This is a genomic window from Fulvivirga ligni, from assembly GCF_021389935.1.
GTDB lineage: Bacteria > Bacteroidota > Bacteroidia > Cytophagales > Cyclobacteriaceae > Fulvivirga > Fulvivirga ligni.
In genome coordinates this window covers 1,130,767-1,156,336 of sequence record NZ_CP089979.1, presented here as the reverse complement: position 1 = coordinate 1,156,336, position 25,570 = coordinate 1,130,767, and the positions used below count along the sequence as shown (strand labels likewise).

Annotated in this window: 19 protein-coding genes; 4 read left to right on the top strand and 15 right to left on the bottom strand. The window is 37.4% G+C overall.

Annotation, left to right across the window (positions count from 1 at the left end; translation table 11 throughout):
• Positions 1–87: 87 nt before the first annotated feature.
• The 4 genes from LVD16_RS05130 to LVD16_RS05115 form a co-directional block, all read right to left on the bottom strand.
• Entirely contained in the window at positions 88–1,602 is a 1,515-nt protein-coding gene (locus tag LVD16_RS05130; RefSeq protein ID WP_233772737.1) for a SusD/RagB family nutrient-binding outer membrane lipoprotein, read from the bottom strand.
• Between the two features lie 12 nt (positions 1,603–1,614).
• Positions 1,615–3,273: a SusC/RagA family TonB-linked outer membrane protein gene (locus tag LVD16_RS05125; protein WP_233772735.1), complete on the bottom strand. Its 1,659-nt coding sequence runs from the start codon at positions 3,271–3,273 to the stop codon at positions 1,615–1,617.
• Entirely contained in the window at positions 3,162–4,847 is a 1,686-nt protein-coding gene (locus LVD16_RS05120) for a carboxypeptidase-like regulatory domain-containing protein (protein WP_233772732.1), read from the bottom strand. The genes LVD16_RS05125 and LVD16_RS05120 overlap by 112 nt, the downstream gene beginning before the upstream one ends.
• Positions 4,848–5,213: 366 nt before the next feature.
• Positions 5,214–7,739, bottom strand: coding sequence for a M1 family metallopeptidase (locus LVD16_RS05115; RefSeq protein WP_233772730.1), 2,526 nt, complete (start codon positions 7,737–7,739; stop codon positions 5,214–5,216).
• Positions 7,740–7,969: 230 nt separating this feature from the next.
• Here LVD16_RS05115 and LVD16_RS05110 point away from each other — a divergent pair, with 230 nt between their 5' ends.
• Positions 7,970–10,945, top strand: a complete 2,976-nt coding sequence (locus tag LVD16_RS05110; RefSeq protein WP_233772728.1) for a M16 family metallopeptidase — start codon at positions 7,970–7,972, stop codon at positions 10,943–10,945.
• A gap of 77 nt (positions 10,946–11,022) precedes the next feature.
• Here LVD16_RS05110 and LVD16_RS05105 read toward each other — a convergent pair whose 3' ends face one another.
• Positions 11,023–13,242 carry a M1 family metallopeptidase gene (locus tag LVD16_RS05105; RefSeq protein ID WP_233772726.1) on the bottom strand — a complete coding sequence of 740 codons (2,220 nt, stop codon included), beginning with the start codon at positions 13,240–13,242 and terminating at the stop codon, positions 11,023–11,025.
• A 14-nt stretch (positions 13,243–13,256) separates the two neighbouring features.
• The gene (locus LVD16_RS05100; protein WP_233772724.1) at positions 13,257–13,841 is read right to left on the bottom strand and encodes a HupE/UreJ family protein; all 585 of its coding nucleotides are present in this window, start codon (positions 13,839–13,841) and stop codon (positions 13,257–13,259) included.
• A gap of 65 nt (positions 13,842–13,906) precedes the next feature.
• Between LVD16_RS05100 and LVD16_RS05095 the strand changes: the two genes are divergently transcribed.
• Positions 13,907–14,398 carry a DUF6702 family protein gene (locus tag LVD16_RS05095; RefSeq protein WP_233772722.1) on the top strand — a complete coding sequence of 164 codons (492 nt, stop codon included), beginning with the start codon at positions 13,907–13,909 and terminating at the stop codon, positions 14,396–14,398.
• A 69-nt stretch (positions 14,399–14,467) separates the two neighbouring features.
• On the opposite strand, the gene LVD16_RS05090 is transcribed toward LVD16_RS05095, so the two are convergent.
• From LVD16_RS05090 to LVD16_RS05050, 9 genes are all read right to left on the bottom strand, one after another.
• Entirely contained in the window at positions 14,468–14,974 is a 507-nt protein-coding gene (locus LVD16_RS05090; RefSeq protein ID WP_233772720.1) for an outer membrane beta-barrel protein, read from the bottom strand.
• Between the two features lie 168 nt (positions 14,975–15,142).
• A complete protein-coding gene (locus LVD16_RS05085; RefSeq protein ID WP_233772718.1) occupies positions 15,143–15,970 on the bottom strand; it encodes a hypothetical protein in 828 nt (275 codons plus the stop codon).
• 17 nt (positions 15,971–15,987) lie between these two features.
• Positions 15,988–16,710, bottom strand: coding sequence for a tetratricopeptide repeat protein (locus tag LVD16_RS05080; protein ID WP_233772716.1), 723 nt, complete (start codon positions 16,708–16,710; stop codon positions 15,988–15,990).
• Between the two features lie 2 nt (positions 16,711–16,712).
• The gene (locus LVD16_RS05075) at positions 16,713–17,279 is read right to left on the bottom strand and encodes an RNA polymerase sigma factor (protein WP_233772714.1); all 567 of its coding nucleotides are present in this window, start codon (positions 17,277–17,279) and stop codon (positions 16,713–16,715) included.
• A 151-nt stretch (positions 17,280–17,430) separates the two neighbouring features.
• Positions 17,431–17,979 carry an RNA 2',3'-cyclic phosphodiesterase gene (thpR, locus tag LVD16_RS05070; protein ID WP_255697843.1) on the bottom strand — a complete coding sequence of 183 codons (549 nt, stop codon included), beginning with the start codon at positions 17,977–17,979 and terminating at the stop codon, positions 17,431–17,433.
• Positions 17,980–18,044: 65 nt separating this feature from the next.
• Positions 18,045–20,225 carry a S9 family peptidase gene (locus tag LVD16_RS05065; RefSeq protein WP_306309384.1) on the bottom strand — a complete coding sequence of 727 codons (2,181 nt, stop codon included), beginning with the start codon at positions 20,223–20,225 and terminating at the stop codon, positions 18,045–18,047.
• 130 nt (positions 20,226–20,355) lie between these two features.
• On the bottom strand, positions 20,356–22,734 hold the full coding sequence (locus tag LVD16_RS05060; RefSeq protein WP_233772710.1) for a ribonucleoside-diphosphate reductase subunit alpha: 2,379 nt from the start codon (positions 22,732–22,734) through the stop codon (positions 20,356–20,358).
• Between the two features lie 39 nt (positions 22,735–22,773).
• On the bottom strand, positions 22,774–23,766 hold the full coding sequence (locus LVD16_RS05055; protein ID WP_233772707.1) for a ribonucleoside-diphosphate reductase small subunit: 993 nt from the start codon (positions 23,764–23,766) through the stop codon (positions 22,774–22,776).
• Positions 23,767–24,125: 359 nt separating this feature from the next.
• Entirely contained in the window at positions 24,126–24,629 is a 504-nt protein-coding gene (locus LVD16_RS05050) for a hypothetical protein (protein WP_233772705.1), read from the bottom strand.
• 206 nt (positions 24,630–24,835) lie between these two features.
• Here LVD16_RS05050 and rplU point away from each other — a divergent pair, with 206 nt between their 5' ends.
• Positions 24,836–25,201, top strand: coding sequence for a 50S ribosomal protein L21 (gene rplU / locus LVD16_RS05045; RefSeq protein WP_233772703.1), 366 nt, complete (start codon positions 24,836–24,838; stop codon positions 25,199–25,201).
• A 55-nt stretch (positions 25,202–25,256) separates the two neighbouring features.
• A complete protein-coding gene (rpmA, locus tag LVD16_RS05040; RefSeq protein WP_233772701.1) occupies positions 25,257–25,508 on the top strand; it encodes a 50S ribosomal protein L27 in 252 nt (83 codons plus the stop codon).
• Positions 25,509–25,570: the final 62 nt, after the last annotated feature.

Here is a 25,570-nt window from a genome sequence, read left to right as displayed (position 1 = left end):
ATGTCATCTTATTTCAGGACGAAACCTATAAAACAAAAAGCCAGACTATGTAAGTCTGGCTTTTTTAATATTATCTATAATCAGTGTTTACTGATCCCACCATACACGGGCCTTACCATCATCCTCGCTAGGACTAAGGCCATTAATAGCAGCAGAGTAATTTACTCCATTTAAGCCAGCCTCTTCAGAAGGATACATGTACCTTCTTGTGATACCACCACTAGTAACAGCATCAGTTGCTGGAGTTAAATCAGGATATCCTGTTCTTCTCCATTCAGACCAAGCATCAAAACCTTGAGCGAATAAAGAAACCCACTTCTCTTCACCAATGATTTGAGCAAGTCCATCATCTGCAGTAGCCGCATCAGCTATTCTAGCTGCAGCGTAAGCAGAACCATCAGCAGCTATTTCTTTTACTTCAGCACCATTCAAACCATTAGCAATCTCAGTAAGATATTGTAAAGATTCGAATGACTTTTCTATACCTTCAGTTAACATATCCTCTGCACTCTCTGAAGTCCAACCTAAATTAGCAGCTTCAGCTCTGTTTAGATATGTGTATGACGCAGTCATCAAAGGTAATGGTGTAACGTTGTTCCAGAAATAATCAACAGACATTGACGCTTTTCCATCTCCTGCTCCATCGTCATATCCATAAGCAACACCATCTAATGTAGCATCATCAGCATAAACCTCTAAACGGCTATCATATGTAGTGTTCGAAGTTGGATTAAGATCATCTTCACCATGTAAAGCATCAGTAAACTCTTCTGACAGGAAGTAGTCAGGAGTTCTGTTACCATTCCAAGGGTTTGTGAAACCTGAAGCATCTTCATATTTGAACCAAGCTTCTTCAGAAACTTCATCAATTAATCCATTAGCATCATTTAGAGCTAAGTTAAACTCAGTCGCTGCAAATCCACTATTAGAAGGATAAACCTTAGAAAGTTGTAATGTAGTTTGCAGTAACACTGAGTTAGCAAGCTTTTTCCACATATCAACATCACCTGAATAGATAATATCTCCAGTTGGTAAAGTTGCGCTAGCATCGAGCATATCACGTCCAGCCTTTAAATCTGCAATTATAGCTTGATAAATTGACTCTTGAGAATCATAAGCAGGAGTAAGATTACCTGTTCCCTCTAATGCAGAACTGAATGGTACATCACCCCAAGTATCAGTTACACGCTTCATTACAATTGATCTAAAGATCATTGCAACACCAATTTGATTCTCTGGAGAACCTTGGCTTAGTAATAAAGAATTTTGGTTTTCCTCATTACCTACATATTCTATAACTGTATTCAACGGATTCAGAATGTCAATGTAATAGGTATACCATGAATCCGGAGTTTGACCGTATAGCATTTCAGTAGTATAAGTCACTTGACTCTGATATTGAACATATAATGTAGGTCTTGTGATACCTGAACGACCTGTTAGAGTAGAGAATCCCATAATGGCTCCACCTAATAATCCAGCAGGATATGGCTCACTTGGACCATTTACATTTTGGTTAGTATCTCCAAAATCTACAGTATCACACGATACTATTGATTGAGAGAGAAGTACTATTACTAATATATATTTTAAGTATTTCATATTGTGTTTCAATTAAAAAGTAAGTTTTAAATTAACACCATAGCTTCTAGTACCTGGCAACTGACCGTTCTCTCCATAAGTTTGAGAAAGTTCAGAAGGATCCCATCTGTGAGTATTATCTTTAGAAACAGCGATCAAAGCCAAGTTTCTACCAATTAAACTCAATTGAGCACCTTTAATGAAACCTACATTAAGAAGCTTTCCAAAGTCATAAGAAAGACTAACCTCTCTTAATTTGAAATAGCTAGCATTATGCACAAAAGGACTAGCCAAACCACTGTCTATGAACTGAGCATAATAAGCTTGTGCATCCACATACTCATCAAATTCTTCACCAGAAGCAGTAACACCAGTAACTCTTACACCACCACCTTCAGATACATCATCTCTAATATTAGATCCTCTATCATTAGTTGCAGCAGTTTCTTCAAGTAGACCTGAATAGCTACCCCATTGCTCTGATAATGAGAAGAATTTACCACCTTTTTGGAAATCAAAGTTAGCAGCTAATCTTACACCTTTATAGCTCAAAGTAGTGAATATACCACCTGTGAAGTCAGGAAGTACTGTACCCATGAACTGGTTAGTCTCTACCTCATAAAGACCAGTTGCAGGATCAATGATTTTGTTTCCATTATCATCAGTAGCATAACCAATACCTCTTAATTGTCCCCACTCATTTCCAAGTTCATGATACATAGACACGAAACCGAAAGAACCTGTACCACCTGGAGCAACAATTGAAGTTAAGTTATCAGGTAATGCCTCAATAGTAGTCTTATTTTTAGCAAAGTTAACTGTTACATTCCAGTTGAAACCTGAAGTAGATTTGATAACATCAGCATCTAATGAGATCTCAACTCCACGTCTCATAGTCTCACCTGCATTAGTTAAGTAATCATAATAACCTGATGCCTGAGAAACACTTACCGGGATGATATCATTCTTACGAGTTTCTCTGTAGTAAGTAAAGTTCAAACCAATACGGCTATCTAACATTCTTAAATCAAAACCTGTCTCGATTGAAGTATTTTTCGCTGGTTCAATAGTAGGGCTTACCGCTCTAGTTGGGTTATACATGATAACGTTAGAACCATTAAATGGCTGAGCATCTGTTCTGTAAACCTGGTTGATCAATATAGCGTCAACATCACTACCTACTTGAGCCCAACCTCCTCTTAACTTACCGTAGCTTATGAAATCGCTATCAAGTAATTCTGAGAAAATAAAACTTGCTCCCACTGAAGGATACATATATCCATTGTTACTAGCAGGAAGTGCAGAACTCCAGTCATTTCTAACACTACCATCTAAGTAGATGAAGTCACGATAACCAATAGAGAAGTTACCATATAAACTGTTTACTTGCTTCTCATAATCATAAGTAGAAGGAGTAGGAACTATTCCAGCGTTAGAGAATTGATATACATCAGGGATAATTAGACCACCTGTTTTAGCATCTGTAGGCATTTGCTCTACGAATCTATGGTAGCTGTTATATCTAATATTTCCACCAATAAACCCAGAAACATCAAACTCACCAAAACGGTTAGTGTATCTTAATGCTCCACTAAAGTTATTTTCAATTTCTGTTCTTTCGTAATTACCAAATGAGTTAGACCAAGAGTTATATAACTCAGGAGCTGCTGAATTAGATAAGAAGAATGGCATGTAGTATACTCATATCTATAATTAGTTTGAGTTCTAGATCCAGTAACATCTAATGCTAAGTGATCATTAAAGTCATATGTGGCTGCTAATGAACCTGCATAGTTAGTATTTACTCTAGACTGGTCATACTGATCCATAAAAGTATATGGATTAAACCAGAAAGCTGCTTTTTCATAACCTCCACCAGCTGTGTATGTATCTGGTCCCCACCAGTTCCAAGAAGCTGAGTATCCATTATATGTAGTTAAATCTTTTAGCTCTTCAAGCTTAGTCATATCAACCTGACGGTTGAACCAAGAGTTAAATGATCCAGAAGTCTGGTTACCGTATCCATCATCATAATTACCTTTTGTCTCATAAGTTGTAAACCTAATGTTACTCTTCAAAGATAATTTCTCAGATGCCTGATAATTCATATTAGCAGTAATATAATGCTTATTTAACTGCGTATAAGGTGTAATACCCTTTTGATTAACGTTAGTATATGATAAGCGAGAACTAAATTTATCACCACCACCACTCAAAGCAATAGTATTTTTCGCTAGTACACCTGTTTGGTAAAAGTCTTTAATGTTATCAGGTTGAGCCTCATATTTAGCAGTTTCACCAAAATAAGGGCTATCTGGCCACCAAGCATACCATGGCACATAAGTCTGTCCGTCAAACTTTGGTCCCCAGCTCTCATCAGCATAGTTGTTAGAACCTACAATGTATCTTTCACCATCAAAAACTTCCCATTCTGCAGGGTAATCTCTTGATGAAAAATCAAATGTTCCAAAAGCGTTTTGTCCATATCCTTGTCCATACTGATTTTGATACTTAGGCAAGTATGCAACTTTATCAAAAACTGTAGAGCTGAATACTTCAACAGCCACATTTTTTGATCCACCTTTAGTAGTGATTACTATCACACCTGCACTGGCTCTTTGTCCATAAAGAGCAGTTGCGTTTGGTCCTTTCAAAACGTTCATTGATGCAACGTTGTTCATGTCTACATCATTAGCATCTGGAACAGGAACACCATCTACAATATAAAGAGGGCCATTATCATCCGTAAGAGAGATTGCTCCTCTTAGTCTGATTTTTCCATAAGAACCAAGTTTTGAACCTGCTTGTCCATTAATCTGAACACCAGATACTTTACCTGCAAGAGCATTCTGCACATCAACAGCCTGAGTTACGTTTAACTTCTCAGCACTTACCTCCTGTGCTGCATAAGTCAATGTTCTCTCATCTCTTTCGATGTTCAAGGCTGTAACAACAACTTCAGAAAGCTGCTGAACATCATTTGCCATTTGTACATCAACAGTAGTCCTAGAACCAACTTCTACCTCTTCTGTAGTTAAACCCACAAAAGAAAATACTAGTACGCTGGTATTAGAAGGTACGTTTACTGAATAGTTACCGCTAATGTCAGTAACCGTTCCTGTAGATGTACCTTTAAGGATCACGTTAACCCCTGGTAATCCAGATCCATCTTCTGCAGATGTAACCTTACCAGAAACAGTCTTTTCTTGTGCCCATGAAACCAATGAGAACATGAAAAAACTCATAAATAGTAATAGTTTCCTCATAATTAGTTGTTTAAGGTTAATTTAGTTATAATACCATACCCCAGTTTGGGGCACCAAAATGCCAAATTAAGACACCCAATCTTAAAAACAAAATGTTATTTCGGATTAAAATCTTGACAAGGTATATTATTTTGCAAAAATGATGTTAAAGTATCTGTTTAAACAGTAAACTTTAAATGGAGAGAGATAGGGTAGTTTTATTAAGAATTTCTCGCTATAGAACTTCTCTACATTGCAATTTTCATAATCACATTTTAAATTCTCAAAGAAGCCAAAATTAGTAATGCAATTTGCGGGGTTGCCATATTTAAATAAAAAAGCCTTCCCGTTTTCTCGGGAAGGCTTTTACTGATTCTTCAAGAAGTCTTATCTCTTACCAGTAACATCAAATGTACCCATAGAGCTAAGTGTTAAAGTTCCGTTGAATTCATCTTTGATAATTATAACCTCAGATGAACCATCCATTCCTTCATATTTGAAAGAGAATTTTAGAACATTTCCTTCTAATGATACAGATGTAAGGTCAAGCTTATTTCCACTTTCAGTTACTAAGTTTCCAGAATATTTGTTTTTCTTACCTTTTAAGTTCAAAGTACCTGTAGTAGTGTTGCCGTCAGGTGTGGTCATAGAGAACGACCATTTGCCACTAGCATCTACTTTTGCGTTTTTATCAATCTTTGATTTGAACTCATCAAACTTCGAAACTTTTTCTACTCTTGGGAATACGTTATCCTCAAGGTTAGTATCACCTGTTTTTTCTTCAGGATCTATAGTAATGTCAGTAACTTCTTTTTCAAAAGCGAAAACTTTAGTTACTTCTTTTTCATTCATTCTCCAGATTTCTGCAGGAATAGTTTCTGTGGTTTTAGAACCATCTTTGAAGGTAAACTGCACTACCAAAGGAGTAACAAGTCCACCCTGGTTTTCAAATTTGATTTGATAGAAGTTCTTATCCGCAAATTTGGCCATCACAGCTTTATCATCTATCTGGTTTTGAAATTCTCCATAATATCTGGCATCTGTCTCTATTAATGAGAAAGGCTCTGGACCACTGCTGAAATCCATAGCAGCTTCTTTTTCACCAGACTGAAGATCACCAGTGGCTACTGACTTACCTTTATTCTCGATATTATCTGATTCACTTCTCATTTTGAACCATTTCACTTCAGCCAGGTTCACATCTACATGATCCACTGAATAGAACCATCCTCTCCAGAACCAATCAAGGTCAACAGCTGAGGCATCTTCCATTGTTCTGAAGAAATCTGCTGGCTTAGGGTGCTTAAACATCCATCTGTTAGAGTATTCTTTAAAAGCAGCGTCGAAAAGCTCAGGTCCCATTACTACTTCTCTTAGTACTGTAAGCGCTGCAGAAGGTTTTCCATATGCGTTATAACCAAACTGCTTCACTTGCTCAGAGTTAGTCATGATAGGAGTGATATATTTAGTATCACCTTTCATATAGCGAATTACGCCTTTAGGAGTTCCCCAAACTAAATCCAATTCTGGGTATCTCACCCTTTTAGTTTCTTTTTCAAGGAAAGTGTTCAAACCTTCATCCATCCATGTCCACTGGCGCTCATCAGAGTTTACAATCATAGGGAAGTAGTTGTGACCCACTTCGTGCACGATTACACTCACGGTACCATCAATCAGTCTTTCAGATATTTCTCCATTTCTTGGACGGCCATAGTTGAAGCAAATCATTGGATACTCCATACCTTGGTTGGCAGCATTTACTGAGATAGCAACTGGATAAGGGTAGTCGAATGTACGCTCAGAGTAAATCTCAAGCGTGTTTTTAATCGCCTTTGTTGACTCATCAGCCCATAATGGATTTCCTTCTTTAGGATAGAAAGACATAGCCAATGGAGTAGCAGTAGGAAGTTTTACAGCTTGAGCATCCCAGATATATTTTCTTGAAGAAGCAAAAGCAAAATCCCTCACATTATCAGCTTTGAATGACCATGTGCTGGTTTTAGATGCCTTTTTCTTTTCTTTTTCTTTAGCCTCATCTTCAGTTACGATAAATACAGGCTTATCATAAGATTTTTTAGCTTTCTCAAATCTTTCTTGCTGAGTTTTAGTAAGTACCTGCTTAGGGTTTTGAAGTACCCCTGTAGCTGCCACGATATGGTCTTCAGGCACTGTAATATTTACTTCATAGTCTCCGAAAGCTAAAGCAAACTCACCTCTACCGATGAACTGCTTGTTTTGCCATCCTTCATAGTCATCATAGACAGCCATTCTTGGAAACCACTGTGCGCAAGTGTAGGCATAGTTATCATCTTCAGGGAAGTACTCGTAACCACCGCGGCCTCCTATTCTCATTCTGTCATAAATATTGTAAGACCAGTCAATAGAGAAAGTAAATGACTCACCAGACTTAAGTGGAGAAGGAAGGTCTACACGCATCATCGTTCTGTTGATGGTGTGAGGTAGGGCCTTGCCACTTTCGTCTTTAACAGACTTAATTTTATAACCACCTTCATAACCAGAAGCATCTGTACCCATAGAAGATTCAAAGAATTTTGTAGGGACTGAATCTCTTACCGTTCCTGTGCTAGTGGCATCATCTAAATTACCTTTAGCTCTCACATTTTGATCTAACTGTACCCAAAGGTAGGTAAGTACATCAGGTGAGTTATTATGGTACTTTATAGTTTCAGAACCTGTAAGCACTTGAGTTTTATCATCAATGGCAACATCTATCTTGTAGTCGGCCTGTTGCTGCCAGTATTTAACACCGGGAGCTCCTGATCCGGTTCTGTAAGCGTTAGGAGTAGGTAATTGCTGACCTAACTGCTCAAATTTTTGCCCCCATCCTTCCTGTGCCTGTGCGGCGCTCCAGGTTACGGAAGCAAATAGCATTAATAAAAATAATCTTCTCATATCATTAAGTGTGGTTAAAAAAGCATTTGCTATCTGCACGAGATAGCACTAAACAAAACTATATATTTTTCATGGCAAATGGTATGGAATTACACCAGATTAAGCGTTTCATGTTTATGGGTAAATAGCAATGGTGAAAGGTAAGAATGCGAGGATGTTACGATTTATGATTGAATTTATATTTTTCAATAATATTTCCATAAATTTATTTCACATTAACCAACTTACTTATGAGACAACCTTTTAATATTTTGTTTTTAATGCTCTTCAGCATACTTATTTCATGTAATCCTTCCAAAGAGGAGAATGAGCCTAAGTATGCTACAAAAACAGGAGAAGAAGGCGGCTATGCCTACGAGTACGTAACCTCAGATCCTTCTAACACCAGGATTTATACTTTAGACAATGGACTAAAGGTTTATTTAAGTGTTTATAAAGATGCACCACGAGCACATGTATTTATGCCTGTTAAGGCAGGTGGCAAAAATGATCCTGCAAGCAACACTGGTCTTGCTCACTACCTGGAACATATGATGTTCAAAGGAACGGAAGCATTTGGTACACTAGATTATGAAAAAGAAGAACCTCTTCTTGATAGTGTTGAATCTATGTTCAACACCTATGCTAAGCTCACGGATGATCAGGAGCGCAAAGATTACTATAAGCAAATTGATCTTGTTTCTGGGGAGGCTGCCAAATTCGCCATACCGAATGAGTATGATAAAATGATATCAGCCATAGGTGGCAAGGGTCTAAATGCCTACACGACTAATGACCGCACGGTGTATACTGTAGATATCCCATCAAATGAAATGGATAAATTCCTGGAAATAGAAGGTTCGAGATTCAGAAAAATAGTTAACCGACTGTTTCACACTGAGCTTGAGGCTGTATACGAGGAGAAAAACCGCTCTTTAGATAATGACGGATGGAAGGCCTATGAGGCTATGTATGAGTTGGCTTTTCAAGAACACCCTTACGGCACCCAAACAGTAATAGGCACAATAGATCATTTGAAAAATCCTTCCATTACGGAGATAAAAAAATATTTTAACACCTACTACAGACCTAATAATATGGCCATTTGTATCAGTGGTGATATTGATCCGACTGAAACTATTAAAATAGTAGACAAGTATTTTGGTAATTGGGAGCCTAACAAAGAATTAAAGCCATTAGAGAAGATTGAGGAGAAACCTATTACAGAACCAAGAGTAGCTGAGGTTTTCGGGCCGGATGCTGATAATGTCTCTTTAGCGTTCAGATTTGGTGGCACAAGTGATCCTAATTATGCCATGGTAACATTGGTAGATATGATGCTGAGCAATTCTGAAGCAGGATTAATAGATCTTAATTTGAAGCAGCAGCAAAAAGTACTTAACGCCGGCAGCTATGTAGATAACATGAATGATTATTCTCTTCATACTTTTTATGGTGAACCAAAAGACGGACAAACGCTGGAAGAAGTGCAGCAGTTAATCCTTGATCAGATAGAGTTGATAAAGAAGGGAGAGTTTGATGATTGGCTCATAGATGCAGTGGTTACTGACATGAAAAAAGGCAAAATGCAAGAGTTAGAAAATAACTGGAGCAGAGCTAACGATATGGTAATGGCATTTACAAACGGTATTCCCTGGGAAGAGCACATTGCTCTGATGGATAAAATAGAGGCCATTACTAAGGAACAAGTAATGGAGTTTGTAAAGCAAAATTATAAAAACAACTATGTAGTAGTTTACAAGCACAACGGTGAAGACCCTAATAAACAGCATGTTGATAAGCCATTTATTACCAAGGTACCTGTAAACAGAGATGCTCAGTCAGATTTTTACAAAAAGCTGGAAGAAAAAAAGAGTCCGCAGTTGAAGCCGGTATTTGTTGACTATGAGAAAGATATAGCCAAAACGAAGACTAAAACCGGTATAGAAATACTCTCTATTGAAAATAAAGAAAATGAGCTCTTCAACCTCATTTTACTGCTAGATATAGGTAGCGATAATGATCCTGCGATGAAAGTGGCCGTAGAATACTTAGAGTTTCTAGGCACAGATTCATTAAACGCAGAAGAGTTTAAGAAGGAATTCTATAAAATAGGTTGTAGCATGAATGTATATGCTTCCGGAGATAGAACCTACATTACCTTAAGCGGACTTGATGAGAATATGGAGAAGTCACTTGCCCTATTCGAGGATCTGCTTCATCATGCAAAACCAGACCAAGAAGCTCTGGATGAGTTCATTAAAAGAGAGCTTAAAGCCAGAGAGGATGCCAAGAAGAATAAGTCAACCATTTTATTCAGCGGACTTATGAGTTATGGTCAATACGGGGCAGAATCTTCATTTACCAATGTATTATCTAATGCCGAGCTCCAAGCTTTGCAAGCTTCTGATCTGACCAAGAAGATAAATGACCTCACCACAATGGAACATAGCATTTTGTATTATGGACCAAGATCCATAGATGACGTTAAGAAAGTAATTAATGAAGGTCATAAGGTGCCTGAAAAACTAACTCCGCTCCCTGAGCCAGTAGAATTTGCCCAAGCATCTACTGAAAAGCCAAAGGTTTACTGGACTAACTATGACATGGTACAGACCGAGTTCATCATGTTAGCCAAAGGAAACCAATATGACAAAAGCATAGCTCCAGAGGTGAGAGCTTTTAACGAATATTTTGGGGCACTGGTATTCCAGGAGATTAGAGAGGCTGAAGGTTTAGCATATTCGGTTTTCTCTAGTTACTCTACTCCATCTAAGTCTGATAAAGATGATGTGCTTCTGGCTTATGTAGGTACTCAGGCTGATAAGCAATCTGAAGCCATGGCGGCTATTAATAACCTGCTGGATAACATGCCCCAATCTGCTGGTGATTTTGAAGTGGCTAAAAAGGCCATACTATCAAAAATTGAAAGTGAAAGGATTACCAAATCTAGTATATTATGGAATTATGAGAACGCAAAAAGATTAGACCTGGACTATGACATTAGAAAAGATGTGTACAATAAAGTTCAGAACATGACTTTTGATGATCTCAAGAAATTCCATGATGAATATGTTAAAAATCAATCTTACGTTACCGTTCTTATTGGTAATAAAGACAAAATCAATTTTGAAGACCTTAAAAATTATGGTGAAGTAGAAGAACTAAGCCTTGAAGATATTTTCGGGTATGGCAAAGTGGAGAAGGTGGATTTGGAAATGGAATAAGAATAAAGCTTTATAAATGAAAAAAGGGTGATCTAGAATTCTAGATCACCCTTTTTTCATAGTTATTTTTTTAAGATTTATTCCTTGTCTTTAAACTCATCAAATTTAGATGGGCTCTCAGTTCTTGGGAACATGTTATCATCTACATTAGTATCTGCAGTTTCCAAGTTAGGATCTAACACAATGTCAGTAACTTCTTTATCGAAAGAGAACACCTTAGTGGCTGATTCCTCGTTCATTCTCCAGATTTCAGCAGGTATTTTCTCTATAGTTTTGCTTCCGTCTTTGAATGTAAACTGAACAATGATAGGCATTACTAATCCGCCTTTGTTCTGGAATTTCACCTGGTAGAAGTTCTTATCAGCAAACTTGGCAATTACCGCCTTATCATCTATCTGATTTTGGAATTCACCATAGTATCTTGAATCAGTTTCGATTAATGAGAATGGCTCAGGTCCGTTGCTGAAATCCATAGTAGAAGACTCTTCATTTTTAGCTGTAAGGTCTCCTTTTTTCACTTTCTTACCTTTGTTCTCAATATTATCTTCTTCAGATCTCATTTTGAACCACTTCACCTCATCTATTGACATATCTACGTGATCTACAGAATAGAACCATCCTCTCCAGAACCAGTCTAGGTCAAATGCTGAGGCATCTTCCATTGTTCTAAAGAAATCAGCAGGTTTAGGGTGTTTAAATGCCCATCTCGTAGCATATTCTTTAAATGCAGCATCAAATAATTCAGGACCCATTACGGTTTCTCTAAGAATATTTAAAGCTGTAGCAGGCTTAGCGTAAGCGTTGTTTCCAAACTGAACGATCTGCTCAGAGTTAGTCATGATAGGACGAATAAATTTAGTATCTCCCTTCATGTATCTTACGATGTCTTTTGCAGGTCCTCTTCTTGAAGGGAAATCATCATATTTCTCTTGCTCTGTTCTGTACTGCACAAAAGTATTTAAACCTTCATCCATCCAAGTCCACTGACGCTCATCAGAGTTGATGATCATTGGGAAGAAGTTATGACCTACTTCGTGAATAATAACACCGATCATTCTATATTTTAATTGATCGCTATAGGTTCCATCAGGATTTGGTCTACCGAAGTTGAAGCAAATCATTGGATATTCCATACCGATAGATGCAGCGTGTACAGATATAGCCTTAGAGTAAGGATAATCAATAGTGTACTTAGAGTAAGTTTCTAAAGTGTTTTTTACAGCTTTAGTAGATTCTTTCTCCCAAAGAGGATTTCCTTCTTTAGGGTAGTAAGACATAGCCAAAGGAGTTTTATCTCCGATTTTCACAGCCTGAGCATCCCAGATGAATTTTCTTGAAGTAGCAAAAGCAAAGTCTCTTACATTATCAGCATGGTAGTACCATGTAGATTTTTTAGTTGACTTAGATTTTTCTCTTGCTTCAGCTTCAGCTTGAGTTGCAATAATTACCGGTGCATCAAAAGACTTTTTAGCTTTTTCAAAACGGCTAATCTGATCTTTTGTAAGTACATCTTTAGGGTTCTGAAGTGTACCTGTAGAAGCTACAATGTGATCTGAAGGTACAGTGATTTTCACATCAAAGTTTCCAAATACAAGTGCAAACTCACCTCTACCTAAAAACTGCTTGTTTTGCCATCCTTCATAGTCGTCATAAACAGCCATTCTAGGGTAGAACTGAGCGATAGTGTAAAGATAGTTATCATCTTTAGGGAAGTACTCAAGACCACTTCTTCCACCATCTTCCATTCTGTCATTGATGTTATAGCTCCACTCAATATTGAAAGTGTAAGATTCGCCAGACTTTAGATTAGCCGGAAGATCCACTCTCATCATGGTTTTGTTGATAACATGTTTCAAATCTTTACCAGAATTATCTTTTACTGATTTGATTTTGAAACCACCGTCATAATCAGACTCTACTAAAGAAGCTGCAAATTTTGCCGGGATAGAATCTCTAATTGCAGAAGTGCTGATCTTTTGAGTGTTAGTTTCTTTCTCTCTCACATTCTGATCTAACTGCACCCATAGGTAAGAAAGATTGTCAGGTGAGTTATTGATATAGGTAATTTTTTCCTTACCTGCAATACTCTGGTTATTGTCATTAAGCTCTACTTCTATTTCATAGTTAGCCTGCTGTTGCCAATATTCGCTACCTGGAGCTCCAGAACCTGTTCTGTACTCATTAGGGGTAGGAAGCTCGGTGCCGAGCTGCTCAAATTTACCTTGCCAAGGTTTATCTTGTGCAAAAGATAACTGACAGGCAAAAAGGGCGATTAAGCCAAGTGTTAGTTTCCTCATTCTTATTTATTTAATTACCAAAATTTTGTTTCGAACATTAATTTTAATGCGACTCCAGCCACTGCTGATGAAATGACTATTCGCCAATCTCTTTTATTCACACCTATGAGATCTACGAATATAAAAGTAATTAGCAGGAAAATGGCAACCACAATTATTTGACCGACCTCCAGGCCTATATTAAAGGCAAATAACTGTGATACTATATTTCTGCTACTTCCAAGAAGACTTTTAAGGGAATAGGAATATGCCAAGCCATGTATCAGGCCAAAAAACAGAGCTAATAAGTAATTGACTTGAATTTTCCTTTGAGATAGACTTCTTTCCTTTTTCAAAATATTACTCAAAGCGGTTAAAAATATAGTTAGAGTAATAAGGAATTCAATTATTGGTGGATCAAAATTGAGTATTTCTAATGTAGAAAGTGCTAGTGTGATAGAATGACCAATAGTAAAGGCTGTTACCAAAACCAATACTTTTTTCCAATCTTCCAGTAGATAAATAGCACAGAGTGCAATAATAAATGAAATATGATCGTAGGCTTCAATATCAAGGATATGATCTAGACCAAATTCAAAATATATTTGAAATTGAGACATAATGCTTTAATTAAAGGGCCAAGTTTAGGCTATATTTGTTAGAAATAGATAAAACATTTATATCAATGCTGAAGTATTTAATGTTAGTGGTTGTGTTTGTAGGATCTTCGTGGGTACACCCAATGCATGTGAGTGTTTGTGAGATAAATTTTAACCAAAAGGATCATTCCTTAGAATTTACTCATCATATTTTTATTGACGACCTGGAAAAATCATTCCGCCAGTCATTTAACAAGCCATATTTAGATATCAACAACCCTGATGTAGGCAAAACTACCGATGAGCTTGTTGCGGCTTATATGAAAAAGCACTTTAAGGTAACGGTAAATGGTAAAAGTGCCCTACCCAAATATCTGGGCCACGAAGTAGAGAATGATGCTATTTATACTTACATGGAGCTAGACGGTGTTAAGACCTTGAGCTCTATAAGAATATTTAACGATGTGCTTACTGAAGTTTATGATGATCAGGTAAACCTAGTGCATGTAGAAATAGGAGAAGATATCAGCAGCATGAAGCTTACACCGCAGAGAAAAATTGATGAACTAAAGTTTTAGAAAATCTGCCCCAGGCTTACGAATAAATAATTGGCTTGGAGTGATACCTGAGGCAGTACATTCTAACTATTATTCTTTAATAATATATTTAACACCTGCCCCCAACACCAGCTGGTCAGCATCGCTGATTACATATCTAAGCTCTGCAAAAGGCATAAATTTACTACCCAAATCAATATTAGCTCCTGCACCCAGGTTAAGACCAATCTCTGTATTTGAACTATTAGATCCGTATACATCATAGTAATTATATGGCAGAGATATGGTAGTAATGTTAAGCCCAGCCAGAGCGTATGGCTTTACGGTTTCCACATCAAAATGATACTGAGCATTCAAGTTTACTTCAAACCATTTAAGGTCATAGTAGCCAAGGTCTCTTGGGAAAAAGTAATTAAAACTTACGCTGGCAGCCCAGCTCTCAGTAAACTGGTATTCTCCATTTAATCCAAGACCAGGAGATTCGGCCTCAGTACCATACACGAGCTGTGCACCTGCTCTTATTTGCGCTTTCGCCTCTTGATTGATGAAGGTAAAGGCAGCGAGAATTACAAAAAGGGTAAAAATCTGTTTTTTCATTATAGGTTAATTTTTAAAAGAATGATGAACTCCTCTTGGTGAGTTTTGGCCTTCATTCCATTAAAAATTAACTTGTAAACACACTACTTAAGAAAGGTAACTATTGTCTATGGGTAGCTTATTATTTATATAAACGAATTTAAGTTTTAAGTAGTGGAATTTGAAAAATTATTCCTTCACTAATTCAAACTTCAACTCACCAATGGCATATTGAGGAAGCTCACCAGTAATTTCATATAATCTAAGTGTGTCATTTGAAATCCTATAGTGATAAAGCAATTCTTCGTTGTTTTGATCATTCGTTAATATGATCGTATCAAAGTATAGCCCTTCACCGAAATCATACAACACCGAATATTTGGAGAAGTTATTAAACCCTGAAATCCTGCCGTCCTCTTGAAACAGGTAATTATAATCTTTAATATCAGTATATGATCCGGCAAATAGAATTTTGCGCAATTCGGTAATTTCGCTCTCTACTTTTCTGTAGAAGTATGAATCACCAGTCTCGAATTGAAATTCAATCTGATTCGTTTCTGACAATATGAGGTCCATAGCTTTCGGTAAACTACTTTGTTCATCAACCTCACCCGAGGTTGTAAAACAATGTAGTTTATCATGCCAGGCTATGGGAGCTCCTAAGCCTCCCTCATGAACAGTAAAGCCATTGATTCCAGCTTTTCCGGTTAACAGGTCTTTCTTATCCAGCGTAAATCCGAAGAGTACGCCCTGGAATTCCGTTGATCTATATATTGATTTATTTTGCTCAACTTGCTGCAAAAAATCCTCATTCAACCAGAAGCCAGAATATAATTCAGCAATGGAGTCGGTCAATAAATTATTATCCGGGGATTTTAGCGCTGATATTTTGTTATTGCCCGGCTCTAGTTTCTCTTGTTCAGCTTCAATTTCCTTAGTTCGGGGTTTCTTTTTATCAGCTTCGGTACAGTTGATAAATAAAATTAATGAACATAAAATTAGCTGATATGACCTCATAACGATAACACACCAATTTAAAGCGAATTCAGCAATTTCTCTGCCCTCATAGCATAGGCACTATCAGAGTCCTTTATCTGATTTAACTTCTCTTCTGCTTTATCAGAGTTATCTTGCTTTAAATATGAGAGTGCCACGTACCATTGAGCGGGCTCATAAAATTTAGAATCGCTCTTTATTTTCTCCAGATGTGTGATGGCCTCATCAGCACTGCCCAGCGCCAGGTGCGATTGTGCCAGGTAGAATAGGTATACGTCGCTATCAGGGTCAGCTTTTAGCTTTTCATCTAACACATTTATTACCTGTGCATATTTTTTGGCTTCATAAGCTTCAGGCCAATCTTTAGGCTGATCTGATGACGAGCGATTAACAGGATTAACTATGTTAGGATATGGGGAGTAGCTCTGGCTGTAAAGCTCCTGCATATCTGCTGACTGTCCTAAAAAGAAATATAGCACACTACAGATTAACACAAGAGAAGCTGCAGCCTTCCACCACCAGTTGTTAGACGATGATGATGGAGCCTCAGGCTTTTTTAGTTTTACCTCTTCAGCTGCCAATAAAGATTTGGCCGAATAAAGAGCATCTAACTCTATCCCTTTTTGAATATCCTGAGCTAATTCAAGTTCAGATTTTAGCTCTGCTGATGAGTTTACCTCTGCTAAAAAAGCGCTTTCATCCTCAGACGAAAGTTCGCCTCTGAGATACTGATCGATTTGGTCATTATAGTTCTTCTCCATGCTCATAGGTCCTCCACGTCAAATCTTTCAGTAATCATTTTCTTTAGCTGGTTAAAGCATCGTAGCTTTTGAGACTTTACTACATGTTCATTCTTGTAGTCCAGACGGGAGGCAATAGAATCCATAGTATACCGGTCAAAGTAAAACATTCTGAGAATAGACTTACATGGTTCGCCCATACTCTTAATCATATCGGCCACTATTTTTTGTCTTTCAGAAGCTTCAAAAATATCTCGTTCATACTTTTGCTCCTGGCCCCCTTGGATGGTGTGATCAGTTGTTACCATTCGCGAGTCACGTTTTAGTTTCTTTAGAGCCAGATTTTTACCGATCGCAAAAAGGTAGGTTTTCGCAGAGCTTTGTAGTTCAGTTACTTTTCCACTCTTAGCATTATAGTAAAAGGTGACAACGGCATCCTGAAAAACATCAGCCGCCTCATCTTCTGACAAGCTAAGGTTCTTATAGCTCCAATGAAGAAATTCTCCTCTGTAATCTCTATACAGAGAAGTAAGCACTTTTTCATTACCTTCTTTTAGACCTTCTAGTATCTCCTTGTCTCCTGGCTCCAATATTATTTGCCCTTAATGATTTTAAAAATCAACTTGTAAACATGACTATTGTACTAATATAGAAATAGCTATGAATAGAATAAGAATTAAAGCTGAACTTTTATAAAAAATAAATACGTTTCGGTCTGATTATCAGAGAGTAACAATACTTTTAAGAAAGCGATATTTTTTTGTATTCATCCCAGTTTTTGCCGTTGTGTTTCAGCAAATGAAAGCCTTCTACCATAAATTTTTCTTGGTAAGATCTATTTTTAAACTCTTCCCAGGCCTCTGGGAAAACCGCTTTTTTAAGATCTCTAAAAGCCAGCGTAAGGTGCGGATGGTAGCCACGATTTTTATAATCAGCATTAAAAATATGAAGCTCTTTCTTCATCACTTCATTAATGCTTTTATAGAGGGAAACTAATTCAGGACTTTTTTCTACTCCCATGTAAATTACTCGGGGTTCAAAAGCTCCAAAATTTTCTAAAGTCAGCTCAAATGCTTGATTTTGAGGCGGTATTAGATCAAGTGCTTCTAAGAGTTTATGCTCTTTTTCTTCTTTCCATTTAAAAGGCATATGTAGCGTAATGTGCGGCGGGGATTTAAGAGCAGCTTTAGAGTTATAATTAGCAGCAAAATACTCTTTCAACTCTTGCGCATACTCCTTTATTGGTTCAGGAGGGATAATGGCAATAAAGTATATGGAAAGATCTGCCATAGGGAAAAAAAGAAGAGGATGTATCAGAACCTTTATTTCTGATACATCCTCTTCATATTATTTGATTAAAGATTTTCTGTAATCCAGTTAGTCATCATAGTGAATAAATGCACACGAGCATTATCTCTGTAAATTCCGTGAGTTCTGTCAGGATAATAGAATGAATCAAACTGCTTTCCATTACGGATTAATGCATTTTGCAGGGCCACTGCATTCTGGAAATGTACATTGTCATCACCCGTGCCATGGATAAGTAAGAAATTACCTTCCAGGCGATCTGCATAGGTAGTTGGTGAATTATCATCATAACCTGATGCATTGTTTTGCGGAGTATCCATGTATCTCTCAGTATAGATAGTGTCATAATATCTCCAGTTAGTTACTGGTGCTACCGCTATAGCGGCTTTGAATACATCGTTACCTTTAAGTATGGCCAATGAACTCATATAACCACCGTAACTCCAGCCCCAAATTCCGATTCTATCGGCATCTATGTAAGGCAGGCTTCCAAGGTATTTCGCACCTTCTATGTGATCTTGCACCTCATACTTCCCAAGCTGCTTGTAAGTGATCTTTTTGAAATCAGCACCACGACCGCCAGTACCTCTGGTATCGATCACAGCTACTATATAGCCTTTTTGTGTTAGCATTTCATGCCAAATGTAGTTGCCACCATCCCAAGAATTGAACACATTTTGAGAACCAGGGCCGCTATACTGGAAAATTAAAACAGGGTGTTCTTTACTAGCATCGAAGCTTTCAGGTTTTAATAGGTAGCCATTAAGTTCAGTACCATCTACTGTTTTATAAGTAAAGAACTCCTTAGTGGTAAGATGATACTCAGCTACAGTTTCTTTCAGCTTGGCATTATCTTCTAATACCTTAATTTTCTTGTTACCGTTAGTTTGAAAAAGAGTAACTACAAGTGGAGTAGTAGAATTTGAGTAATAATCGATATAATACTTTTCATCATTACTCATATTGATGCTGTGCACACCCTTTGCTTCGGTGAGTTTTTTCTTTCCTTTTCCTGAAATATCAATAGAGTAGAAGTATTTCTCTAGTGGTGAACCTTCATTGGAAGTATAATAAACAGTGGCTTTTTTGCCTTTTTCAGACACACCTTCGATATAAAGTGCTTCCCACTCTCCTTTAGTAATCTGGTTGATCAGTTTGCCATCAGTAGAGTATAAATAAAGGTGCTTGAATCCATCTTTCTCACTAGCCCAAATGAATCGCTTTCCATCCTGTAAGTAAGTAAGCTCATCTACAAAGTCGATATCTACATAGGTGTCATACTTTTCTGATAGCACTTCTTTTACTGATCCGTCAGTCATGTTTAAATGAAGCAGATCAATTTTATTTTGTAATCTGTTCAGTCTGATGAGAGATAATGTCTGCGGATCTTTGGTGTGCTTAATTCTGGCAATGTAAAATTCTTCATCTGCGCCTTTAAGGTTTACAGGGGTAAGCTTCTTGCTATCTAGCTGATAGATCTGAGCTTTAATTTTACTGTTATCTTCTCCTGCTTTAGGATATTTAAAGCGGTAATCCTCAGGGTAAAGTTGGCCATTATGCCAAACCTGCATATTGTATTCTTTCACGCCACTCTCATCAAAAGTAAGGAAGAAAATTTCTTTTCCGTTTCCTGACCATTCAAAAGCTCTGGTAAATGAAAGTTCTTCTTCATAAACCCAGTCAGTGCTTCCGTTAATGATGTGGTTAAACTCGCCATCATTAGTGATTTGCACCTCGCTCATATCGCTGAGTGTCACATAAAACAAGTTATTATCTCTGGCAAAGGCTACCTTACTACCGTCAGGAGAGAAAGTAGCGTATGACTGCTTTCCGTTTTTAGAAAGCTTTACCAGCTCCTTAGAATTCATATCATATACATAAAACTCTGCTTTATATGATCTTCTGTAGATGCTCTCCCTCTCAGTCATTAGAAGGATTTTATCCATAGCATCACTAAAAGTATAGCCTCTAAAGTTGATAGATGGGCTTAAGTCATTTCCATTAAGAATGGTAGACACTTTATTTCCGGTAGTTACATCATATTTTACGATGTCATTACCTTCCTGGGCGCTGTAGTAGCGGCCATCGTTCATCCAGTTAATGCCGTAAACACTTCTTTGCGAGAAGGTTCCTTTTTGATAAATATCGGCAATGGTAATTTCTTTCTGAGCAAAAGCAGTGCTTACCAGGAGCAGCGCACTGAAGGCCAGTAATAATTTTCTCATCATAACATTTTGGTTAATCGTAAAGCTAAATTAATAAAAGATGAGAAGGAGTGGGCACCGTTCGTAAAATCTGGGCAATAAAAAAGTCCCGACCTGCAAAGACCGGGACTTTTTTCATCAAACCACTAGTTAATTAACTTCCACATGCCTCGCATGCATCAGGGTTATCTAGTGAACAGGCCATATCTGCACGATTTTGCTCTTCGCTAATCTCAGCATTTCTAGCTACTGGTTCGTTCTTGGCAGACTTATCTACAGTAAACTGGATAGCTGATGCAGCAGCTTTAGACCTTAAATAATACATACCTGTTTTCAGACCTTTTTTCCATGCATAGAAGTGCATTGAAGTAAGTTTTCCGAAGTTAGGATCTTGAATATGAACGTTCATACTCTGACTCTGACAGATGAATGCTCCTCTGTCTGCAGCCATATCAATAATTGCTTTCTGAGAGATTTCCCAAACCGTTTTATAACGTTCTTTAATTTTTTGAGGAATCTCAGATATATTTTGAACTGATCCGTTAGCCTCGATCAGTCTGTTTTTCATTGAATCATCCCAAAGGCCAATTTCAATTAAATCTTTCATTAGGTGCTTGTTCACTACAATGAACTCTCCTGATAATGTTCTTCTAGTGTAGATGTTAGAAGTATAAGGCTCAAAGCACTCATTGTTTCCTAAGATCTGAGAAGTAGAAGCTGTAGGCATAGGAGCTAAAAGTAATGAGTTTCTCACACCATTCTTTTTCACTTCTTGCTTCAATGCATTCCAATCCCAACGGTTAGAGTCTGGAGTTACACCCCACATATCGAACTGGAAGATACCTTTAGATACCGGAGATCCTTTGAATGTTTCATATGGGCCGTGCTCTTTAGAAAGCTCCATAGAAGCAGTCATAGCAGCAAAGTAGATAGTTTCATGAATGTCTTTGTTAAGACCTCTTGCTTCTTCAGATTCAAAAGGCATTTTTAACATTAAGAAAGTATCTGCCAAACCTTGAACACCAATACCGATAGGTCTGTGTCTTAAGTTAGAGTACTCAGCTTCTTTCACAGGGTAGTAGTTCACATCAATTACCTTGTTCAGGTTTTTGGTGATCACCTTTGTGATATCATATAGCTTCTGATGATCGAAAGTACCATCTTCTGCAACAAACTTAGGTAGAGCTATTGAAGCCAGGTTACACACAGCTACTTCATCAGGAGCAGTGTATTCCATAATTTCAGTACACAAGTTACTAGACTTGATAATACCTAAGTTCTTTTGGTTAGACTTCTTGTTGGCAGCATCTTTATATAGCATATAAGGAGTACCAGTCTCTATTTGTGCCTCAAGAATTTCGAACCATAGGTCCTGAGCTTTTACTTGTCTTCTGTATTTCTCTTCTTTCTCATACTTTAAGTAAAGCTTTTCAAACTCTTCTCCGTAGCAATCAGCTAATCCTGGAGCTTCGTTAGGGCAGAATAATGACCACATTTCGTTATTCTCTACTCTCTTCATGAATAGATCGGAGATCCAAAGCGCGTAGAAAAGGTCACGAGCTCTAAGCTCTTCTTTACCATGGTTTTTCTTAAGATCAAGGAAATCGAAGATATCAGCATGCCATGGCTCTAAGTAGATGGCAAAACTTCCTTTTCTCTTACCACCACCCTGATCGACATATCTGGCAGTCATGTCAAAGTTTCTAAGCATAGGAACTATACCGTTAGAAACTCCACCTGTACCTTTAATGTATGATCCTGTAGCTCTTACGTTATGAATACTTAAACCAATACCCCCGGCAGACTGCGAAATCTTTGCACATTGTTTAAGTGTATCATAAATACCATCAATACTATCGTCCTGTACAGTTAATAGGAAACAAGAAGATAATTGTGGCTTAGGAGTAGCTGCGTTAAAAAGTGTTGGTGTAGCGTGAGTAAACCATTTTTCACTTAATAAATTGTAGGTTTCAATGATAGAATCAACATCATCCATATGAATACCTACAGCCACCCTCATAAGCATATGCTGTGGTCTTTCCACAATCTTACCCTCTACTTTCATTAGGTAAGATCTTTCTAATGTTTTAAACCCGAAATAATCGTAGTTGAAATCCCGATCGTATATTATCGATGAATCTAATAAAGCAGCATTTTTCTTAATAACCCCATACGCTTCTTTAGATATCAACGGAGCATTTTCTCCGGTTTTAGGATCTACATAAGTGTAAAGTCTCTTCATAGTATTAGAGAAAGACTTGCTAGTTACCTTATGAAGATTAGAGATAGCCATTCTTGCAGCAAGAAGAGCAAAATCAGGGTGCTTTGTAGTCATAGACGCAGCTGTTTCAGCAGCCAGGTTGTCTAGCTCTACAGTGGTAACACCGTCATAAATTCCGTTAATAACCTTTTTGGCAATATCTACCGGCTCAATATAATTCATATCAAGGCCGTAGCATAGTTTTTCAATTCTTGCAGTGACTTTATCAAATTTGACGGACTCACGCCTTCCGTCTCTTTTTATTACTAGCATTTTAATCGGGGGTTATGGGTTATTAAAAATTTAAAAAAATTAAAAGTCTTCGTCTAATGAGAATTTAGGGGAATCGTCATCATTCTTCTTCATCACGCCCGCCTTCTGATAATCTCCCACTCTTTTCTCGAAAAAGTTTGTTTTTCCTTGAAGAGAAATCATTTCCATGAAGTCAAATGGGTTACTTGCTCCATAAATTTTTTCACCTACAAGCTCATTTAAAAGTCTATCTGCCACAAACTCGATGTACTGGCACATCAATTCGGCATTCATCCCTATTAAAGAAACTGGAAGAGCATCTGTAACAAATTCTTTTTCAATGGTTACAGCGTCCTTAATGATTTCAATAACAGTTTCTTTAGGCAGCTTGTTTACCACATGGTTATTATAAAGTAAACAGGCAAAATCGCAGTGTAGCCCCTCATCTCTAGAGATAAGCTCATTAGAGAAGCTCAGGCCTGGCATTAAACCTCTTTTCTTTAACCAGAATATAGAACAGAAACTACCTGAGAAGAAAATACCTTCAACCGCAGCAAAAGCAATAAGTCTTTCAGCAAAACTTCCTTTATCAATCCATCTAAGGGCCCAGTCAGCTTTTCTTTTAACGCAATCCATGGTATCTATTGCGTTAAACAGCTTATCTTTTTCCTGCGGATTTTTTATGTAGGTGTCTATTAATAATGAATAGGTTTCTGAGTGTATGTTTTCAACAGCTATCTGGAAACCGTAAAAGAACTTGGCTTCAGTATATTGTACTTCAGCTACAAAGTTCTCAGCCAGGTTTTCATTTACTATACCATCGCTAGCAGCAAAAAAGGCCAATACATGAGATATAAAGTGACGCTCTCCATCATTTAAGGCGTTCCAATCCCTCAAATCCTGACCCAGATCAATCTCTTCTGCAGTCCAAAAACTGGCTTCAGATTTTTTGTAGAATTCCCATATATCGTCATGTTGAATAGGAAATAGTACAAACCTGTTTTTGTTCTCCTTTAGAATAGGTTCCTCCTGGGTGTTTGTAAAATCACTCATTATTTGCCGTTTAAGTTGAAAACTTGATGTTATTAAAAAATGACCTTGATGGTCTCTTTTATTAAATGCGAATTTCTGTTCTAAAAATTACAAGGATAATCTAGAACGGTCACGTGCTTGTATGCCGTTGAATCTGCATACAAAATTAACAATTGGGACTAAAAATCAAAGCCAGAGAAGGTATTCAACACTCAGATGTGGATAAGTGCTTAATTCGCTACTATACAGATAGTTACAAGCAAAATTTGAATTGTTAGTTTGCCCTCAGTGCGTCAAAAACGGCCTAAAAAAAATCTCAAAAAGTTTTCCACAGAATCAAGCTCTCAAGCGCTTCATGAAGCACAATTTCTTACATGAACTTACTGCCCGATGAGTCTTTTCTTCAGATCATTGGGCACATAGGTGAGGTGCGGCTGATCTTTACTTACGAACCATTCGGGCGGCCCATAGTAAGCGCTATTTGTCACAGGATCAACGAATTTCGTATAATCGCCAGACCGATGTTTGTTGGATAAAGCGGCTGAAATGGAGCTTCTGACCTTATTTTTATCTAATGTGGGTTCTTTGCTCATAATAAAATCTACAACCTCAGAAGAAGTCATCAGCTGCTTTGTAAGCTCCTGATAATAAGTGATTTTACGTGACCAGGGCCATTCTTCCCTATAAGTTTTAGATTTTTTTTGATAGGTATTTACCGGAAGGTTATCCTGAAAAATAGGGATGCTTGTGAGAGCGCTTATGTGATTATCTATATCTTCTATCTCCTTTTTGAACTCTTCAATCTTATCTTCAAGAGTGCGTTTGCGTTCAGAAAGTGCCTTTAAGTATAGATCAGCGTACTTTTCCGGAATGTTGAGTTTCATAATCTATAACAAAGATAATAAGTTAAAATTTATGATGGAAATAATTTCAAGCAAGGCAAGCGGCGTAAGCAAGCGAAGCAAGCGTGAAGGATCTTTGTTACACCTTAATATATAAAGGGAAAAAATGCGTTAAGTGTGAAGCAGTGTTTGAAATTTTAGATAATTAGTTTAACTTTGCACTCCAATTTTTAAATATTATAAGTTACATGTACGCAATAGTTGACATAGCCGGAAAGCAGTTCAAAGTAACAAAAGACCAATTCGTATACGCTCCGAAGATGGAGGGCGAAGAAGGCGCTTCCGTTGAGTTCGGTAACGTATTGTTATTTGGTGATGGCGATACAATCGAAGTAGGTGCACCCTTAATTGACGGTGCCAAAGTATCAGGAAAAATCCTGGGTCATGTAAAAGGTGACAAAGTAATCGTTTTCAAAAAGAAAAGAAGAAAAGGTTACAAGAAGAAAAATGGTCACCGTCAGGAGTTTACTAAGATCCAAATTGAAGACATCTTAGGAAAGAGCTCAAAGAAATCTTCTAAGAAGAAAACTGAAGAGACTAAAACTGAAGAATAGTCTATCAGGTAATTAAAGGAAAGAATACTTAGTATAATAAAAACATTTAACGAACATGGCACACAAAAAAGGAGCTGGTAGTTCTAAAAACGGTAGAGAGTCGGAAAGTAAACGACTTGGAGTTAAGATATTCGGTGGACAGCACGCAGTAGCTGGAAACATCATTGTAAGACAAAGAGGAACAAAGCATCACCCAGGACAAAATGTAGGTATCGGAAAAGATCATACATTATTTGCTCTTGTTGATGGTACTGTTACTTTCAAAAAAGGAAGAAACAACAGATCTTTCGTTTCTGTAGAAGCTTAAGGGAAAAATCTTTATAAAAAAAGCTGCTTCATTCACATGAAGCAGCTTTTTTTATGTCTTAT

What these genes read in the sequence shown, in the direction of transcription:
- LVD16_RS05080 (WP_233772716.1), bottom strand. Translation starts at nt 16,710, where the DNA reads ATGGAGAAGAACTATAATGACCAAATCGATCAGTATCTCAGAGGCGAA.
- LVD16_RS05065 (WP_306309384.1), bottom strand. Translation starts at nt 20,225, where the DNA reads ATGATGAGAAAATTATTACTGGCCTTCAGTGCGCTGCTCCTGGTAAGC.
- LVD16_RS05130 (WP_233772737.1), bottom strand. Translation starts at nt 1,602, where the DNA reads ATGAAATACTTAAAATATATATTAGTAATAGTACTTCTCTCTCAATCA.
- LVD16_RS05125 (WP_233772735.1), bottom strand. Translation starts at nt 3,273, where the DNA reads ATGCCATTCTTCTTATCTAATTCAGCAGCTCCTGAGTTATATAACTCT.
- LVD16_RS05050 (WP_233772705.1), bottom strand. Translation starts at nt 24,629, where the DNA reads ATGAAACTCAACATTCCGGAAAAGTACGCTGATCTATACTTAAAGGCA.
- LVD16_RS05110 (WP_233772728.1), top strand. Translation starts at nt 7,970, where the DNA reads ATGAGACAACCTTTTAATATTTTGTTTTTAATGCTCTTCAGCATACTT.
- LVD16_RS05055 (WP_233772707.1), bottom strand. Translation starts at nt 23,766, where the DNA reads ATGAGTGATTTTACAAACACCCAGGAGGAACCTATTCTAAAGGAGAAC.
- LVD16_RS05105 (WP_233772726.1), bottom strand. Translation starts at nt 13,242, where the DNA reads ATGAGGAAACTAACACTTGGCTTAATCGCCCTTTTTGCCTGTCAGTTA.
- thpR (WP_255697843.1), bottom strand. Translation starts at nt 17,979, where the DNA reads ATGGCAGATCTTTCCATATACTTTATTGCCATTATCCCTCCTGAACCA.
- LVD16_RS05100 (WP_233772724.1), bottom strand. Translation starts at nt 13,841, where the DNA reads ATGTCTCAATTTCAAATATATTTTGAATTTGGTCTAGATCATATCCTT.
- rplU (WP_233772703.1), top strand. Translation starts at nt 24,836, where the DNA reads ATGTACGCAATAGTTGACATAGCCGGAAAGCAGTTCAAAGTAACAAAA.
- LVD16_RS05120 (WP_233772732.1), bottom strand. Translation starts at nt 4,847, where the DNA reads ATGAGGAAACTATTACTATTTATGAGTTTTTTCATGTTCTCATTGGTT.
- LVD16_RS05115 (WP_233772730.1), bottom strand. Translation starts at nt 7,739, where the DNA reads ATGAGAAGATTATTTTTATTAATGCTATTTGCTTCCGTAACCTGGAGC.
- LVD16_RS05090 (WP_233772720.1), bottom strand. Translation starts at nt 14,974, where the DNA reads ATGAAAAAACAGATTTTTACCCTTTTTGTAATTCTCGCTGCCTTTACC.
- LVD16_RS05060 (WP_233772710.1), bottom strand. Translation starts at nt 22,734, where the DNA reads ATGCTAGTAATAAAAAGAGACGGAAGGCGTGAGTCCGTCAAATTTGAT.
- LVD16_RS05095 (WP_233772722.1), top strand. Translation starts at nt 13,907, where the DNA reads ATGCTGAAGTATTTAATGTTAGTGGTTGTGTTTGTAGGATCTTCGTGG.
- rpmA (WP_233772701.1), top strand. Translation starts at nt 25,257, where the DNA reads ATGGCACACAAAAAAGGAGCTGGTAGTTCTAAAAACGGTAGAGAGTCG.
- LVD16_RS05085 (WP_233772718.1), bottom strand. Translation starts at nt 15,970, where the DNA reads ATGAGGTCATATCAGCTAATTTTATGTTCATTAATTTTATTTATCAAC.